Here is a 15,732-nt window from a genome sequence, read left to right as displayed (position 1 = left end):
CATAAAGCAGGCGGAAGATCAACAGGCGGTTCGGTCAGAAGCGCCTAGCTTTCGCTACCATCCGGTCTGGTGGACCGGCAAAGAAACAGGATGTAAAATCATGCGCGACTTCGTTGACGGTTCGGCATTCAATTTTGAGCAGGGCCAGCGGGCCCGCAAGCTGTTCGCGGCGGTCGTTCTGGCTGCCTTGGACGATGCGATTGCAGATGACAAGAAATACGGCAACGGCCCCGACCAGATCGCACGTTGGGCGCGTTCGCGCGACGGGCGCGAGGTGCTGTCCTGCGCCGGGATCGACCCGAACGAACGCGTGGTCAAGGGGTTGATGGAATTCGTGGCCAAGGGTGTGCGCACCTCTGTCGCGCTGTCGCGCGAGGAAAGCGAACGCCGCCACGCCGCCGAAGAGGCAGAGGCCGCCTGAGGCCAGCGGCCTTTTCAGCGGGCCGATACGAAACAGGCCGCCCACCGGGGCGGCCCTTTTTATTGCGGCAAAGCCGGGTCATTCCCGGACGACGTAATCCTTCAGCGTGGTTTCCAGGCATTCCCAGGTGCCCCGGAACCCGTCCGTCATCACAAAGCTGTCGCCTGCCCGCACGGTCTGCGGCTCGCCCCCTTCGGGGGTGATGATCGACAGGCCCGAGATGATGCGGACGAATTCCCAATAGGTGTTTTCGAAATGCCACTTGCCCGGCGTCGCCTGCCAGCGCCCGGCAGAGACGCCGCCCTCGGCCGTGTTGATTTCCCAGCAGGTGAATTCCGGGTCGCCCGCGATCACATCGCCCGGCTCGGGGCGCGAGACATCGGCCGGGATCCCGTCGGTCGTCATATGCACGAAGTCGTTCATTCAGGTCATCCTGTCAGCTTGTTCGCCGTCAGTTAGCTTGGCCCCGGCCACGCCGTCCATCACTCAGGATGCGGCTACGACTTTCGTCGCCGCTCAGCCCAGCAGGCGCAGCGCAAGGGGCGCGATGATCGCGGTCAGGACGGCGTTCATCCCCATGCCGACGCTGGCGAATGCCCCGGCGGTTTCATGGACCTGAAAGGCGCGGGCGGTGCCGATGCCATGGGCCGCGACGCCGACGGAAAAGCCGCGCGCGCGCCAGTCGGTGATGCGCAGCAGGTTCAGCAAGGGCGTCGCCACGATCGCTCCGATTATGCCGGTCAGGATGACAAGGGTGGCGGTGATCGTCGGCTCTCCGCCCAGCTTTTCGGCGATGCCGATGGCGACGGGGGCGGTGGTCGATTTCGGCGCCAGCGAGGCCGCCATGACCGGCCCCAGATCAAAGGCCCGCGCGATCACCAGCACCGACACCACCGCCGTCGCCGACCCGGCGACCAGCGCGGCGATCAGCGGCCATGCCGCCCGTTTGACCCGGCCAAGGTTTTCATACAGCGGCAGGCCAAGGCAGACGGTGGCCGGGCCCAGCATGAAATGGACGAATTGCGCGCCTTCGAAATAGGTTGCGTAATCGGTCGCGGTCAGTTCCAGCAAAGCCGCCAGCAGGGCGACGGAAATCAGCACAGGATTGGCCCAGCTTTGCCGCCCCGTGGCGCGGAATGCCGCGTCGCCGATGCAATAGGCGATCAGCGTCGCGGTCAGCCACAGCAGCGGTTCGCGCGACAGATAGGTCCAGATCAGCGCGGCATTATCCATCGCTCTTGCCCTGTTGCGCAGGCCCTTCGGTCAGCCGGGCGACCTGGCAAAAGACCAGCGCCCCGACTCCGATGGCCAGCACGGTCGACACGATCAGCGCCAGCCCGATCCCCAGGGCATTATCGGCGAATTGCCCCAGATGGGCGATGATGCCGACGCCCGCCGGGACGAAAAACAATGACAGATTGCCCAAGAGGCCAAGCGCCGCCGGGCGCAGGTATTCGATCACCCGCGGGCGGGCGATGCCGGTCAAGACCAGCAGCACCAGCCCGATCACCGGGCCGGGCAGCGTCAGCCCCAATCCGCGAGAGATCGTCTCGCCGATAAGCTGGAAACACAGGATGATGGCAAGCGCAGGGATCATGCGGCTTTGATAACATCCCGGGGGCCTTGTGTTTAGCCCTTACATTTTGTGGATAACTTTTTCCGTCACCCCAGATTTAGCGGATATTGTTGACCTGAAGGGGCGGGTGCCGGACAATCCGCCAATTCAAGACCTGATTCTGTGGATAAGCCCCTTGCGTTTCGACCGCCTTCGCCTGAACGGATTCAAGAGCTTTGTCGACCCGACCGATCTTGTCATCCGCGAGGGGCTGACTGGCGTGGTCGGTCCGAACGGCTGCGGCAAGTCGAACCTGCTGGAGGCCCTGCGTTGGGTCATGGGCGAAAACCGCCCCACCGCCATGCGCGGCGAAGGGATGGAGGATGTGATTTTCGCGGGCACCACCCGGCGCGGCGCCCGCGCCCATGCCGAGGTCAGCCTGACCATCGACAACCGCGACCGGCTGGCGCCTGCGGCGGTGAATGACGCCGACCATCTGGAAATCAGCCGCCGCATCACCCGCGACGCCGGTTCCGCCTATCGCATCAACGGCAAAGAGGTGCGGGCGCGCGATGTGCAGATGCTGTTCGCGGATGCCTCGACCGGGGCGCATTCGCCGGCGCTGGTGCGGCAGGGGCAGATTTCGGAACTGATCAATGCCAAGCCCAAGGCCCGCCGCCGCATTCTGGAAGAAGCCGCAGGCATTTCAGGGCTTTATCAGCGGCGTCACGAGGCCGAACTGAAGCTGAACGGGGCGGAAACCAACCTGACCCGCGTCGATGACACGCTGGATCAGCTGACCGCGCAGGCCTCATCCCTGGCGCGTCAGGCGCGGGCTGCGGCGCGTTATCGCGAAATCGGCGCGGCCCTGCGTCAGGCCGAGGGCGTGCTATTGTATCGCCGCTGGTCCGAGGCGGATCAGGCCCGCGAAGCCGCCGCCGCCGCCCTGCATGACGCCATCCGCGCGGCGGGCGCGGCCGAGGCTGCGGCCCGCAAGGCCATCGGTGCCCGCGAAACCGCCGAATCCGCGCTGCCTCCGCTGCGCGAGGAAGAACAGATCGCCGCCGCCGTCCTGTCCCGCGCCACTGTCGAACGCGAGGCGCTGGACGATGCCGAAGCCCGCGCGCTGCAGGCCATCGACACCCTGACCGCGCGGATTGCGCAACTGGACCGCGACATCGACCGCGAAACCGCCCTGAATCGTGATGCGGGCGAGGTGATCGAAAGGCTGGTATGGGAGCGCACCGAACTGGTCCGCGCCGGGCAGGGCCATGACGAACGGCTGGCCGCGGCGACCGATGCCGCCGATGCAGCCGCCGACGCCCTGCGCGAGGTCGAGGCGCGACTGGCCGAGTTGACCGACGAATCCGCCCGGCTGGCTGCGCGCCACCAATCGGCGGAACGGCTGGTGTCGGATCTGGACGCGATGCTGGCCCGCGCCGCCCGCGCTGCCGATGCTGCGGGCGAAACCGTCGCCAGCGCCGAGGCCGCGGGCGAAACCGCGCAGGCCGCGCTGGAACAGGCCGAAGCCGCGCAGGATGCCGCCCGCGACCGCGCCGAATCCGCCGAAGACGCCCTGCAGGGCGCCGAAGAAATGCGCGCCGATCTGGAAAGCCAGGAGGCCACGGCCCGCGCCCTGCGATCCGAGGCCGAGGGCGAGGCCAGCGCCCTTGCCGCCGAAATGGCCGCGCTGAAAAAGCTGGTCGAGCGTGGCGAAACCGGCGGCAGATCCATCCTTGACGCGGTGCGCGTCGGCCGGGGGTATGAGGCCGCTTTCGGCGCCGCGCTTGGCGATGACCTGCGCGCGGGGCTGGCCGATGACGGCGCTTCGGGCTGGCACGACCTGCCGGGTTACGGCGCCGATCATCCCCTGCCTGCGGGCGCGCAGCCGCTGGCGCCGCATGTCAGCGGGCCGGATGCGCTGGCGCGGCGGCTGTCTCAGGTGGGCATCGTCGCCGATCTGGCGGCAGGGGCCGCGATGCAGGCGGCGATGGCGCCCGGTCAGCGGCTGGTGACGCTGGCGGGCGATCTGATCCGGTGGGACGGGATGCGGGTGAATGCGGGCGATGCCTCGTCATCGGCGGCGCTGCATCTGCAAAAGGTCAACCAGTTGGCCGAGGTGACGGCGCAATCCGACGCCGCCCGCGCCCGCGCGGACGAGGCCGCATCCGCCCATCTGGACGCGCGCCAGATGCTGGACGCGGCCAGCGCCGCCGAACGTCAGGCCCGCGATGCCCGGCGCGATGCCGAACGCGCCCTGTCCGATTGCGCCCGCGCCGCAACCCGTGCCGAATCCGACCTGTCGCTGGCCAGCAGCCGCGCCGAATCCGCCCGCGCGGAACTGGCCCGCCATCAGGCCGATGCCGGTGACGCCGAACGCCGCCTGTCCGAGGCGCGGCAGGCGCTGGCCGAACTGCCCGACCGGGGCGCCGCCGCGATGGCCGTCGAACATGCCCGCACCGGGGTCGAGGCGGCGCGGATCGCGACCATGACCCGCCGTTCCGGGCTGGATGAATTGCGCCGCGAAGGCAATGCCCGCACCAAGCGGTTGCAGGAAATCGCGACCGAGGAATCGGGTTGGCGCCTGCGTCTGGAACAGGCCGGGGGCCGCGCCGCCGAACTGGCCGAACGCCGCGACGCGACCGCCGTCGAACTGAATGATGCCCGCGCCCAGCCCGGCCTGCTGGCCGAACGGCGCGATGTGCTGATCGCATCGGAATCCGATGCGCAGGCCCGCCTGGACGCGGCCCGCATGGCGCTGTCGCGCGCCGATGCCGCGCTGCGCGATGCCGCTGATCTGGAACGCGAATCCGAACGCGCCGCGTCGGATGCCCGCGAACTTCGCGCCGCGCGCGAGGCCCGGGCCGAGGCTGCGGCGGAAACCGAAGCCGCCGCCCGTGCCCGCATTCTGGAAGAAACCGAAAACACGCCGCAGGCCCTGCTGGCCGCGCTGGACACCGATCCCGCCGAAATGGCCGCCGCCACCGCGCTGGAGGAACAGATCGCCCGCCTGCGCCAGCAGCGCGACGCGCTTGGCGCCGTCAACCTGCGCGCCGATGACGACAAGCGCGAGCTGGAGGTCGAACGCGACCGTCTGGCCGGCGAAAAAACCGATCTGGAGGAAGCGATCCGCAAGCTGCGCGCCGGCATCGCCAGCCTGAACCGCGAGGGGCGCGAGCGCCTGCTGGCGGCCTTTGACGTGGTCAACCAGAACTTCACCAACCTGTTCACCCATCTGTTCGGCGGCGGAGAGGCGCGTCTGGTGCTGGTCGAATCCGACGATCCGCTGGACGCCGGGCTGGAAATCATGTGCCAGCCGCCGGGCAAGAAACTGTCGGTGCTCAGCCTGCTGTCGGGGGGCGAACAGACGCTGACGGCGCTGGCGCTGATCTTTGCCGTCTTTCTGGCCAACCCCGCCCCGATCTGCGTGCTGGACGAGGTCGACGCGCCTCTGGATGATGCCAATGTCGGGCGTTTCTGCGATCTGATGGACGAAATGACCCGGCGCACCGACACGCGGTTTCTTGTGATCACACACCACGCCGTCACCATGTCGCGCATGGACCGGCTGTTCGGCGTGACCATGGTCGAACAGGGCGTCAGCCAGCTGGTCAGCGTCGATCTGAAACGGGCCGAGGCGCTGGTGGCCTGAAGCGGCAGCACTTGGGGCCTTGCGCATGGCCCCCTGTGGCGCAACAATCCGCGCGAAATCACCCAATCTGGAAGGACCGGCCATGACCATCGACAGCAGACTTGCGGAACTGGGAATCACGCTGCCCGACGCGCCTGCGCCTGCGGCGAATTATGTGCCCTTTGTCCGGTCGGGGAACCTGCTGTTCGTGTCGGGCCAGATCAGTTCCGGCCCCGGCGGGTTGATTCGCGGCCGTCTTGGCGCCGATATGGCCGCCGAAGCGGGTGCCGAGGCCGCGCGCGCCTGTGGTCTGGCGCTGCTGGCGCAGGCCCGTGCCGCGCTTGGGTCGCTGGACAAGGTGTCCCGTGTCGTCAAGCTGACTGGCTTTGTCAATTCGACCCCTGAATTCACCGACCAGCCCGAGGTCGTCAACGGCTGTTCCGACCTGATGGTCGAGGTTTTCGGCGACAAGGGCCGCCACGCCCGCGCCGCCGTATCCGCCCCGGCCCTGCCGCGCGGTGTCGCGGTCGAAATCGAAGCGATTTTCGAGGTCGAATGATGGCGCCGCTGCCCGCCGCCTTTCTGACCATGCCGGTGGCCCATCGCGGGCTGCATGGCCCGCGCGTGCCTGAAAATTCGCTGGCGTCGTTTCGCGCGGCGATTGCGGCGGGCTATGCGATCGAATGCGACATCCAGCATGTCGCCGATGGCACGCCCATCGTCTTTCACGACTATGACCTGAGCCGTCTTGCGGGCAGCGAGGCGTTCGTCGCCGATATCTCGCTGGAGGATCTGGCCGAATGCCGTCTGTCGCGCACCGATGAAACGATCCCGACCTTGCAGGACATGCTGCGCGAGGTCGCGGGGCGCGCGCCCCTGCTGATCGAAATCAAGGATCAGGACGGCCGGCTTGGCGACAATATCGGCGATCTGCAGGACCGCGTGGCGGAAACGCTTGGCGGGTATGACGGGCCGGTGGCGGTGATGTCCTTCAACCCCCATGTCGTCGCGCGCTTTCACGAAATCGCGCCGGATATTCCGGTCGGGCTGACCACGGATGCCTTTGACGCCGACGAATGGCCGATGCTGGACGATGACAGCCGCGCCCGGCTGGCCGCGCTGGCCGATTTCGACCGCAGCGGCGCCAGCTTTATCTCTCATGCCTTTCGCGACCTGCAAAACCCGGCGGTTCAGGCGCTGAAATCGCGGGGCGTGCCGATCCTGTGCTGGACCATCCGCAGCCCTCAGGACGAGGCGATGGCCCGGGCCACCGCCGACAACATCACATTCGAAGGCTATGCCGCCCCGAAATGACCGCCCCCCTTGCGCATTGCGGACAACAGCATAGCTTGCCCTGATGGCAGAGCTAAGCGTTTCGGTCCTTACCGGCATTTCAGGCATCGCGGCGGCGGATTGGGACGGCTGCGGTGCGGGAGAAAACCCCTTTACCACCCATCGTTTCCTGTTGGCGCTGGAGGATTCCGGCTCGGTCGGGGGGCGGACGGGCTGGCATCCCAGCCATCTTGTCGCGCGTCTGGACGGTCAGGTCGCGGGCGTCGCGCCCTGCTATCTGAAAACCAACAGCCAGGGCGAATATATCTTTGACCACAACTGGGCCGAGGCCTATGCCCGCGCGGGCGGCAGCTATTATCCGAAACTGCAATGCGCGGTGCCCTTTACCCCCGTCACCGGCCCCCGCCTGATCGCCCGCGACCCGCAGGTCCAGGCCGCGCTGTTGCAGGCGATGGCCGAATTTTCGCTGCAATCCGACCTGTCGGGCGCGCATATCTCCTTTTGCACCGAGGCCGAGGCGGAACTGGGCGCACAGGCCGGTTTCCTGCCCCGCGTCACCCAGCAATATCACTGGCTGAACGACGGCTACGCCAGTTTCGACGATTTTCTGGCGGCGCTGTCGTCGCGCAAGCGCAAGGCGATCCGCAAGGAACGTGAACGCGCGCAGGGCTTTGGCGGCCAGATCGTCAGCCTGCGCGGCGACCGGATCCTGCCCGAACATTGGGATGCCTTCTGGCATTTCTATCAGGATACGGGCGGGCGCAAATGGGGGCGCCCCTATCTGACGCGGGCCTTTTCCGACTGCCTGCACGACAGGATGCGCGATGATTGCCTGCTGGTTCTGGCACTGCGCGACGGCCAGCCCATCGCGGGGGCGCTGAACCTGATCGGGCGGGATGCGCTGTATGGCCGCTATTGGGGCTGCGTTGAAGACCACCCGTTCCTGCATTTCGAGCTGTGCTATTATCAGGCGATTGACTGGGCGATTGCCAACGGCCTGTCGCGGGTCGAGGCCGGGGCGCAGGGCGATCACAAGCTGGCGCGCGGCTATCTGCCGACCCGGACCCATTCGCTGCATTGGGTCGCCGACCCCGGTTTTCGCCGCGCGCTGGAAAACTATCTGGATCGGGAACGCCGCGCCGTCAGCGAGGAAATCATCGAAATCGCCGATTGGGGACCGTTCCGGCGCAGCGAATGATGGCGGCGATCACTTGCGCTGAAGCGTGCGGAACGCGACCGAGGCCGTCCAGCCCGCCGCAATCGCGATCAGCAGCGACATCAGCCCGTAAAGCGGCGGCCGGTCCAGCGCCATGCGATACAGCCAGCGTTCCAACCCGACCTTGCGGACCTCGATGGGCGCGCGGTGGGTGTCGATGACGCGGCCGTCGCGCACCAGCAGGATGCGGCTGCTGTACATCCCCTCGATCAGGTTGGCGGGCATCTGGACATCGGCGCGAAACAGCGTCTGTTCCGCCAGCGTGACCGCGCCGTCATCCAGCCGATACAGGCCCGCCTCTTGTCGCAGGCGGACGAAGGCCTCGGTAAAGGGAACGGTGTCGGCGACGGTCAGCTCGCCCGCAAAGGACCGCACCGCCTGCGGGATCGAGACGCGGTATTGCGCATCCTGTTCCGCCGTCAGGATCTGGTCCGAGGGCCGCGTCGTCGCCACGACATAGAAATCGGGCGCCGATCCGATGCGCACGGAATCGGTGTTCACCCAGACCCCGAAACGCCGGTCCTTGCGCCGGATCGTGACCGCCTTGGATGGCCCCTGAACCGCGACGATGACATCCAGCGGCCCCGCGGGCGCGGGGGTTTCGCGGCTGATCGCGCCATAGATGATGATATCCGACCCGTCGAAATTCGTCGTGATATTAACGTCATCATGGGACAGTCCCGCAACGATATGTTCGCTGACCGGCTCTGGCGCGGGGGGCAGGTTCTGGCTTTGCGACCGCCCCAACATGGGCAGGGTCAGCGCCAGACCCAGTGTCGCCGCAAAGGCCAGGGCGGGGGGCATGGCGGGCGCAAGACGGGGTATCAGGCGCGGCATCAGATCAACCCCGGCGCGATGGAATACAACTCGTCCGGGCGCAGGAACAGATCGAATGCCAGCTTGCCGCAGACCCCCAGCACCAGCAGCGCCATCAGGATGCGCAACTGTTCCGCCCGCAGTTTCGCGCCCAGATTGGCCCCGATCTGCGCCCCGACGACGCCGCCGACGATCAGCAGAATGGCCAGCATGACGTCGACCGTATTCGACGCGACCGCATGCATCATGGTCGTATAGGCCGACAGGATGGTGATCTGGAACAGCGATGTGCCGATGACGACTTTCGTTGGCATTCCAAGCAGATAGATCATCGCGGGCACCATGATGAAGCCGCCGCCGACCCCCATGATCGCGCCCAGGATGCCGACAAAGGCGCCGACGATCAGCGGCGGGATGGCGCTGATATACAGGCCCGAGGCGCGGAATTTCATCTTGCCCGGCCAGCGATGGACCCAGCCATGCTGGTTGCGCCGCGTCCGCTTGACCGGCCCGCCGCGCGCGTGGCGAATCGCGCCGACGCTTTCATGCAGCATCATCGCCCCGATCAGCCCCAGAAAGACGACATAGCAAAGCTGCACGACCAGATCGACCTGACCCAGTTTCTGCAGCAAATTGAAGATCCAGACGCCAAGCGAGGATCCGACCACGCCCCCGGCCAGCAAGACGCCACCCATGCGGAAATCGACGGTCTTGCGTTTGACATGCGCCAGCACCCCCGAAAAGGACGAGGCGACGACCTGATTGGCGCCGGTCGCCACCGCAATCGCCGGGGGAATGCCGATGAAAAACAGCAAAGGCGTGATCAGAAAGCCACCGCCGACCCCGAAAAGCCCGCTCATCAGGCCGACGATCCCGCCAAGCGCGATCAGCGTGAAGCCGTTAACGACGACCTCGGCGATGGGCAGATAGATTTGCATGTTCGGTCCGGTGTTCGCGACTGCGCCGATACTGCATGTGCAAACAGTTCCCGTCAAATGAACAGCGCGCCATCAAAGGGGTTTTGACGCGGCCATGCCGGGTTGCCGCAACCGGTGCGTGCGGCTAATCATGACCGGGGGCGGACAGGGCGGAAACGGGACGAATATGCGGATCTTGATCACCAACGACGACGGCATCAACGCACCGGGGCTGGCCGCCCTGGCCGATATCGCGCGCGAGCTTGCCGGGCCGGATGGCGAGGTCTGGACCGTGGCGCCCGCCTTTGAACAATCCGGCGTCGGCCATTGCATCAGCTATACCCAGCCCACGATGATCGCCAAATTCGATGATCGCCGTTTCGCGGCCGAGGGCAGCCCCGCCGATTGCGTGCTGGCCGCGCTTTACGATGTGATGCGCGATGCGCCGCCGGATCTGGTGCTGTCCGGGGTCAATCGCGGCAATACTTCGGGCGAAAACGTCATGTATTCCGGCACGATCGGCGGCGCGATGGAGGCGGCCCTGCAAGGTCTGCCCGCGATTGCCCTGTCGCAATACATGGGCGTCGGCACCGTCAATCTGGCCGACCCGTTCGAGGCGGCGCGCCAGCACGGCCCGCGCATCATCCGCCAGATCCTGGATCACGGCGACTGGTCGTCGGATACCGATTACACCTTGTTTTACAACATCAATTTCCCGCCGACCAGCGCGGCGGATGTGCGCGGCACCCGCGCCTCGATCCAGGGGCGGCGCCGGGGCAGCAATTTCGAGGTTGAGGCGAATATCGCCCCGAACGGGCGGCGCTTTTTCTGGGTCGTCGGCGGGTCGCAGACCGTTCCCGCGACGCCGGGCAGCGATGTCGATCTGAACATGCAGGGCTATGTTTCGGTCACGCCGATGCGGGCCGACCTGACCTGTCGTGACAGCCTGACCGGATTGGTCAAGATTTTCGAGGACGGATGAGCGACGCCGACGATCTGCCCGACGCCGATATGCCCGAACGCAAGATGCGTTTCCTGTTCCAGCTTCGCTCGCGTGGGGTGACGGATCCGCGTGTGCTTGCCGCGATGGAGCGGATCGACCGGGGCGAATTCGTGCGCGGCCATTTCGAAGATCGCGCCTATGAAGACACGCCCTTGCCGATCCCCTGCGGGCAGACGATCAGCCAGCCTTCGGTCGTGGGGCTGATGACGCAGGCGCTGGAGGTCGGGCCGCGCGACAAGGTGCTGGAGGTCGGCACCGGCTCGGGCTATCAGGCGGCGATTCTGGCGCTGTTGTGCAGGCGGGTCTATACGGTCGACCGCCACCGCCGTCTGGTGCAGGAGGCAGAGGTCCTGTTTCGCCATTTCGGACTGTCGAATATCACGACGATGGTCGCCGACGGGTCGCATGGCCTGCCCGAACAGGCGCCCTTTGACCGCATTATCGTGACCGCCGCAGCCGAGGATCCGCCCGGCCCGCTCTTGGCGCAGTTGAAGATCGGCGGTATCATGGTCGTGCCGGTCGGACAGTCCGATGCCGTGCAGACGCTGATCCGCGTGCGGCGCAGCGAAAGCGGCTATGATTACGACGAATTGCGCCAGGTGCGCTTTGTTCCGCTGGTCGAGGGGTTGGGGCATACGCGGCCCCCGCAACTACATGTGGCATATAAGGACGGGCAGATGTCGAATTTCGGGCTGTGGGCGACAGGCTCTTTCATCGCTGTGACCTTGGCCTCTTGCGGGCCGAACGGTGAATATACCGGGATGCGTCTGGACAATTTCGACCCCGATTTCCGGGGTGGCTGGGGCGGCGGGCTCAGCACGACGCAGGCTGCCGCAGCCGCGATGCCGCGTCCGCAACCGGACCCGGGCGGGGTGATTTCCTATCCCGGCTATCAGGTCGCGGTGGCGCGTCAGGGGGATTCGGTTTCCTCGATCTCGGCCCGGTTGGGGCTGAACGCGGCGCAGGTTGCGCAGTATAATGCGATTGACGCGAATACCGTGCTGAACGCCGGTGCGGTGGTGGCCCTGCCGACGCGCGTTGCCGCCGCGCAGCCCGCCACGGTGACCGCGCGCGTGCCCGCGACGAACGATCGGGGCGCGACGCGGACGGTGACGACGACGCAGCCCGCGCCGCAACCCCGTCAGCATGTCGTCGCCAGCGGCGAAACCGCCTGGTCGATTGCCCGGCGTTACGGCGTTGGCGTGAACGATCTGGCCCAGTGGAACGGTCTGCCTGCGGATATGGCCGTGCGGCCGGGTCAGCGGCTGATGATCCCGGTCGCGGGCGCGCAGCCGCCGCGCCAGTCCGAGGTCACGACCGCGCCGGGCAGCGGCAGCCCGACCCCGCAGCCGCCCTCGGCCTCGGCCGCGCTGCCTGCGGAAAAAACAGCCCCCGCCGCCGCTGCGGTCGAAACCCCGGCCGCCCCCGATATGGGCAGCACGCGAACGGCGGCATCGGGCAGCGCGAAATTCCGGATGCCGGTCAATGGCGCCATCGCGCGGGTCTATGAAAAGGGCAAGAACGAAGGGATCGACATTTCCGCCGCGCCCGGTGCTGCGGTATCGGCGGCCGGTGCCGGGACCGTGGCGGCGGTTACCCGCGATGTCGATCAGGTGCCGATCATTGTCGTGCGCCACGAAGGCAATCTGATGACCGTCTATGCCGGTCTGGATGATGTCGCTGTGTCCAAGGGGCAGGCCGTTCAGGCCGGAACGCCGCTTGGCAAGGCCAGAAGTCAGGGCCTTGTGCATTTCGAGGTCCGCAACGGCTTTGAAAGCGTCGACCCCGAGAAATATCTGAACTGACGCGGCTTTCCGGCGAATGGGTCCGGTCAGCTTTCAGGTCGGGAACGGCAGGGGGCCCGGCCGCGCATTGCCTGACCGGGCCTGACGCGCAAAACCCGCGCATCAGGGCGGCTCGTTTCCGGCTGTTCAGCCCTTGATCGCCTCTTTCAGGGCCATGGCGATTTCCGCGCGGACCAGATTGCGCAGTTTGCGGCTGAACTGGTCGCCGAATTCGCCCTGCAGTTCCTGCACCAGCGTTTCACGGATCATGCCGCGCAGGGGCGTGTCGGGCATGACGAATTCCTCCTCTTCCATCAGGAACAGGTTGCGCGGCTCTTCGGTGGCGATGGCGGGGTGAAGCTGGGTCGGGGCGGTGGCCTGGGCTTGTTGGATCATGGTATCAACCTGCTCGTGAATGGTGGTGAGAGTTTCTTCGGGGGTTGCCGGTTCTGCCTGCTCTTGCGTCCCGGCATGGGCGACGGGCGGGATGGATCCGCAGGGTTCCATCCCGGGCGTTTCGACTTCGGTTTGCGGCGGTTCTGCTGCCACCTGCGGTGCCGAGAGGGTCTGCTGGACGGGCCCGATGAAATCGTCACCGCCAAGGACAAGGGGCGCGTCCTCTGCACCTGTCGATTGGGTGAGGCGCAGGTCCGTGACCGGGGCCGCGTCGCCGCGCTGATGCAGCGCGCCAAGGCGGCGGGCGGTGGTGTCCGAAAGGCCGTTGGCTTCGTCTTGCGCGATCAGGCGGCGGATCGAGGCCAGCACATCGCCGATATTATCGGAACCGGAGGGGGATGCGCTGTGGCGGGCAAGGTCAGCCATGGCGACCAGCCCCCGCCACAGGGCGGATGTTCAGGATCGGGAGAGACTTATTCCCGACCGATCGCCCGAAGAACGCGATCAAGGCTTTGGCCCTGATTGCTGGTGTAGGGGGCGTTGCGAACTGCGTTGTAATAGGCCGATGGGTCATAGGTCGGAATTCCCAGTTGAAGGTTTTCTACCGTCAACAAACCCATAGCGGACAAAAGTTGATAATGTGCTAACTGCAGTTCGGCCTCTGCGGAAATCTTGTCCGCGCGGGCTTCGAGCAGGTTCTGTTCGGCGTCCAGAACGTCCAGCGTGGTGCGTGCGCCAAGCGTCGCCTCTTCGCGAACACCGTTATATGCCTGCTGTGCCGCAACGATCTGTTCGTCGATCGACCGGATCTGCGCGCGCGCCACGTCGATTCCCGCCCAGGCCGTGCCCACCGCCTGACTGACCTGCCGCGAGGTGTTCAAAAGGTCAGCCCGCGCCGAATCGCGATTGGCCATCGCCTTGCGATGGGCCGCAGGCAGGCGGCCACCGGAATACAGCGTCTGCTGCATGCTGATCGAGGCGCTGCCGGAATCGGTCGTTTCGTTCACGTCGCGATAGCCGGTCAGGGCGTTGCCCTGCATCGAATTCCCGCGCGAACTGCCAACCCCGAGCGTGCCGGTGATGGTCGGGTTGCGTTCCGCGGCGGCGGCCCCGACGCGCAGCTCTGCGGCGGCGGCGGTGCGCTGTGCCTGCTTGATCAGCGGGTGCGAACGCTGTGCGATCGCCCGCGCCTCGTCGACCGAAGCGGGCAGGCGGGGCGTCGGCGGCGGTGCCGAAAGGGCGCCGGGCTTGTGGCCGGTCACCATCATGAAATTCTCGGCCGAGATTTCCAGCGTGCCCTGCGCCGAGGCAAGCCCCGCCCGCGCCGCGGCCAGCGCGGCATCGGCCAGCGACACGTCGGTCTGGGTGATTTCGCCGACCTCATAGCGGTCGGATGCGGCCTGCTGTTCTTCGGACAGCAGCCGGACCGAGTTTTCCTGCAGCTCGACCTGTTCGCGCGAACTGCGCACGTCCAGATAGACCTGCACCGCGCTGAGCAGCACGTCCTGTTCGACGCCGACCAGCGCGGCGCGGGTCGCCAGCACGGTTTCCTTGGCCATGTCGATGGCGAACTGGCTGCGGCCAAAGTCATACAGCGTCACCTGCGCCTGCAGATTCAGCGAGGTCGTGCGCGAGTCATAGCCTTCGGTGTTGCGATAGCTATGTTCGGCAACCCAGCTGATGACCGGGCGCAGCGCGGCCATGGCGGCCGCGACATCTTCGTCGGCGGCGCGCAGCACGGCGCGGTTCTGGTCCAGAAGGGCCGAGTGGCGATAGGCCGACACCATCGTATCGGCCAGCGATTCAGCCATGACGGGCAAAGCGGTGGCGCCAGCCATCAGCGCCGCGATCAGGGGCGTGCGCAGCGCGGCCAGTTTCTTGCGGATCATCGGGATCACCTTTTGATGGCCGTCAAAGGGCAAAGCCCGGGACGTGTGAAAACTCTGGCAGCACAGGGGCGAATGCGTTGAAGGCAAGACGCCAGTTGATGCGGCCGTCGATCTTGCGGCCGATGCGGGCAGTGCCAAGGTTGCTTTCCTTGAAGATCGCGACGATACGCCCGCCTTCGCGCAGCTGGTCGGCCACGCTGTCGGGGAAAACCTCGATCGCGCCGCCGATCATCATCGCGTCATAGGGGCCCTGGCCGGGCCAGCCTTCGGTCAGGCGGGCCTGCGCGACGGCGACGTTGAAGATGCCCTGATCGGTCAGGCGCTGCTGCGCCTCGGTCGCGAAATCGGGGATGTCGTCGATGGCGACCACGGCCTCGGCCACGCGGGCGGCGCAGGCAGAGGCGTAGCCATAGCCACAGCCGACATCCAGAACCAGATCCGAGTTTTTCAGTTCCAGCGTTTCAAGGATCAGGCCGATGGTGCGCGGTGCCAGCAATTCGCGGCCGTGGCCGATGGCGATGTTTTCGCCGACATAGGCGACGTCGCGCATGGTTTCGGGGACGAATGCCTCGCGCGGGATGTTCAGCATGGCTTCGATGACCGGATAGCTGGTCACATCATTGGGTCGGACCTGAGTGTCGACCATCATGGTCCGCCGCTGCGCGAAGTCAGTCATTGGCATGCCCTGCTCTGGTTTGCTTTTGCATCCTATTGCCACGAAAATCGCGGATCGGCAACGGCGGGAAGGCGTGGAAATCACGGCTGTCGGCGATTGTGACGGCTCTTTTTCGCCGATTGCCGAACGGTTGGA

Annotated in this window: 15 protein-coding genes and 1 pseudogene; 8 read left to right on the top strand and 8 right to left on the bottom strand. The window is 66.3% G+C overall.

Annotated features, from left to right (window positions below; translation table 11 throughout):
• Window positions 1-100 precede the first annotated feature (100 nt).
• Window positions 101-421 (top strand): DUF6280 family protein, encoded by a 321-nt coding sequence (locus PE067_RS01610; protein ID WP_020951971.1) that lies wholly within the window; start codon window positions 101-103, stop codon window positions 419-421.
• Between the two features lie 78 nt (window positions 422-499).
• Here the strand turns inward: PE067_RS01610 and PE067_RS01605 are convergent, their stop codons facing one another.
• From PE067_RS01605 to PE067_RS01595, 3 genes are all read right to left on the bottom strand, one after another.
• Window positions 500-844 (bottom strand): cupin domain-containing protein, encoded by a 345-nt coding sequence (locus PE067_RS01605; protein ID WP_276187523.1) that lies wholly within the window; start codon window positions 842-844, stop codon window positions 500-502.
• A gap of 93 nt (window positions 845-937) precedes the next feature.
• Window positions 938-1,654, bottom strand: a complete 717-nt coding sequence (locus tag PE067_RS01600) for an LrgB family protein (protein WP_276187522.1) — start codon at window positions 1,652-1,654, stop codon at window positions 938-940.
• Window positions 1,647-2,018 (bottom strand): CidA/LrgA family protein, encoded by a 372-nt coding sequence (locus tag PE067_RS01595; protein WP_276187521.1) that lies wholly within the window; start codon window positions 2,016-2,018, stop codon window positions 1,647-1,649. The genes PE067_RS01600 and PE067_RS01595 overlap by 8 nt, the downstream gene beginning before the upstream one ends.
• A 154-nt stretch (window positions 2,019-2,172) precedes the next feature.
• On the opposite strand from PE067_RS01595, the gene PE067_RS01590 reads away from it, so the two are divergent.
• The 4 genes from PE067_RS01590 (at window position 2,173) to PE067_RS01575 (ending at window position 8,098) form a co-directional block, all read left to right on the top strand.
• Window positions 2,173-5,628, top strand: a complete 3,456-nt coding sequence (locus tag PE067_RS01590) for an AAA family ATPase (RefSeq protein WP_276187520.1) — start codon at window positions 2,173-2,175, stop codon at window positions 5,626-5,628.
• 82 nt (window positions 5,629-5,710) lie between these two features.
• Entirely contained in the window at window positions 5,711-6,166 is a 456-nt protein-coding gene (locus PE067_RS01585; RefSeq protein ID WP_276187519.1) for a RidA family protein, read from the top strand.
• Entirely contained in the window at window positions 6,166-6,921 is a 756-nt protein-coding gene (locus tag PE067_RS01580; RefSeq protein ID WP_276187518.1) for a glycerophosphodiester phosphodiesterase family protein, read from the top strand. The genes PE067_RS01585 and PE067_RS01580 overlap by 1 nt, the downstream gene beginning before the upstream one ends.
• Before the next feature lie 43 nt (window positions 6,922-6,964).
• Window positions 6,965-8,098 carry a GNAT family N-acetyltransferase gene (locus PE067_RS01575; protein ID WP_276187517.1) on the top strand — a complete coding sequence of 378 codons (1,134 nt, stop codon included), beginning with the start codon at window positions 6,965-6,967 and terminating at the stop codon, window positions 8,096-8,098.
• A 9-nt stretch (window positions 8,099-8,107) separates the two neighbouring features.
• On the opposite strand, the gene PE067_RS01570 is transcribed toward PE067_RS01575, so the two are convergent.
• Window positions 8,108-8,953: a TIGR02186 family protein gene (locus PE067_RS01570; RefSeq protein ID WP_276187516.1), complete on the bottom strand. Its 846-nt coding sequence runs from the start codon at window positions 8,951-8,953 to the stop codon at window positions 8,108-8,110.
• Window positions 8,953-9,870 (bottom strand): sulfite exporter TauE/SafE family protein, encoded by a 918-nt coding sequence (locus PE067_RS01565; protein ID WP_276187515.1) that lies wholly within the window; start codon window positions 9,868-9,870, stop codon window positions 8,953-8,955. Before PE067_RS01565 ends, PE067_RS01570 begins: the two co-directional genes overlap by 1 nt.
• 166 nt (window positions 9,871-10,036) lie before the next feature.
• On the opposite strand from PE067_RS01565, the gene surE reads away from it, so the two are divergent.
• From surE to PE067_RS01550, 3 genes and pseudogenes are all read left to right on the top strand, one after another.
• On the top strand, window positions 10,037-10,831 hold the full coding sequence (gene surE, locus PE067_RS01560) for a 5'/3'-nucleotidase SurE (protein ID WP_276187514.1): 795 nt from the start codon (window positions 10,037-10,039) through the stop codon (window positions 10,829-10,831).
• A pseudogene (locus tag PE067_RS01555) lies at window positions 10,828-11,484 on the top strand (protein-L-isoaspartate(D-aspartate) O-methyltransferase); the annotation flags it as partial. The gene surE and the pseudogene PE067_RS01555, both read left to right, overlap by 4 nt.
• Window positions 11,485-11,529: 45 nt before the next feature.
• The gene (locus PE067_RS01550) at window positions 11,530-12,657 is read left to right on the top strand and encodes a LysM peptidoglycan-binding domain-containing protein (RefSeq protein ID WP_346429647.1); all 1,128 of its coding nucleotides are present in this window, start codon (window positions 11,530-11,532) and stop codon (window positions 12,655-12,657) included.
• 126 nt (window positions 12,658-12,783) lie between these two features.
• Here PE067_RS01550 and PE067_RS01545 read toward each other — a convergent pair whose 3' ends face one another.
• From PE067_RS01545 to PE067_RS01535, 3 genes are read right to left on the bottom strand one after another with little or no spacing between them, the layout of a single operon-like run.
• Complete coding sequence (locus PE067_RS01545) at window positions 12,784-13,458, bottom strand: hypothetical protein (protein ID WP_276187513.1); 675 nt, start codon at window positions 13,456-13,458, stop codon at window positions 12,784-12,786.
• Between the two features lie 47 nt (window positions 13,459-13,505).
• Entirely contained in the window at window positions 13,506-14,921 is a 1,416-nt protein-coding gene (locus tag PE067_RS01540) for a TolC family outer membrane protein (RefSeq protein WP_276187512.1), read from the bottom strand.
• A gap of 22 nt (window positions 14,922-14,943) precedes the next feature.
• The gene (locus PE067_RS01535) at window positions 14,944-15,597 is read right to left on the bottom strand and encodes a protein-L-isoaspartate O-methyltransferase (RefSeq protein WP_276187511.1); all 654 of its coding nucleotides are present in this window, start codon (window positions 15,595-15,597) and stop codon (window positions 14,944-14,946) included.
• Window positions 15,598-15,732 lie beyond the last annotated feature (135 nt).

The organism is Paracoccus sp. DMF-8, from assembly GCF_029309835.1.
Taxonomy (GTDB): domain Bacteria; phylum Pseudomonadota; class Alphaproteobacteria; order Rhodobacterales; family Rhodobacteraceae; genus Paracoccus.
Note: the sequence above shows the minus strand (reverse complement) of the source record. Positions and strands in the feature narration are given on the sequence as shown.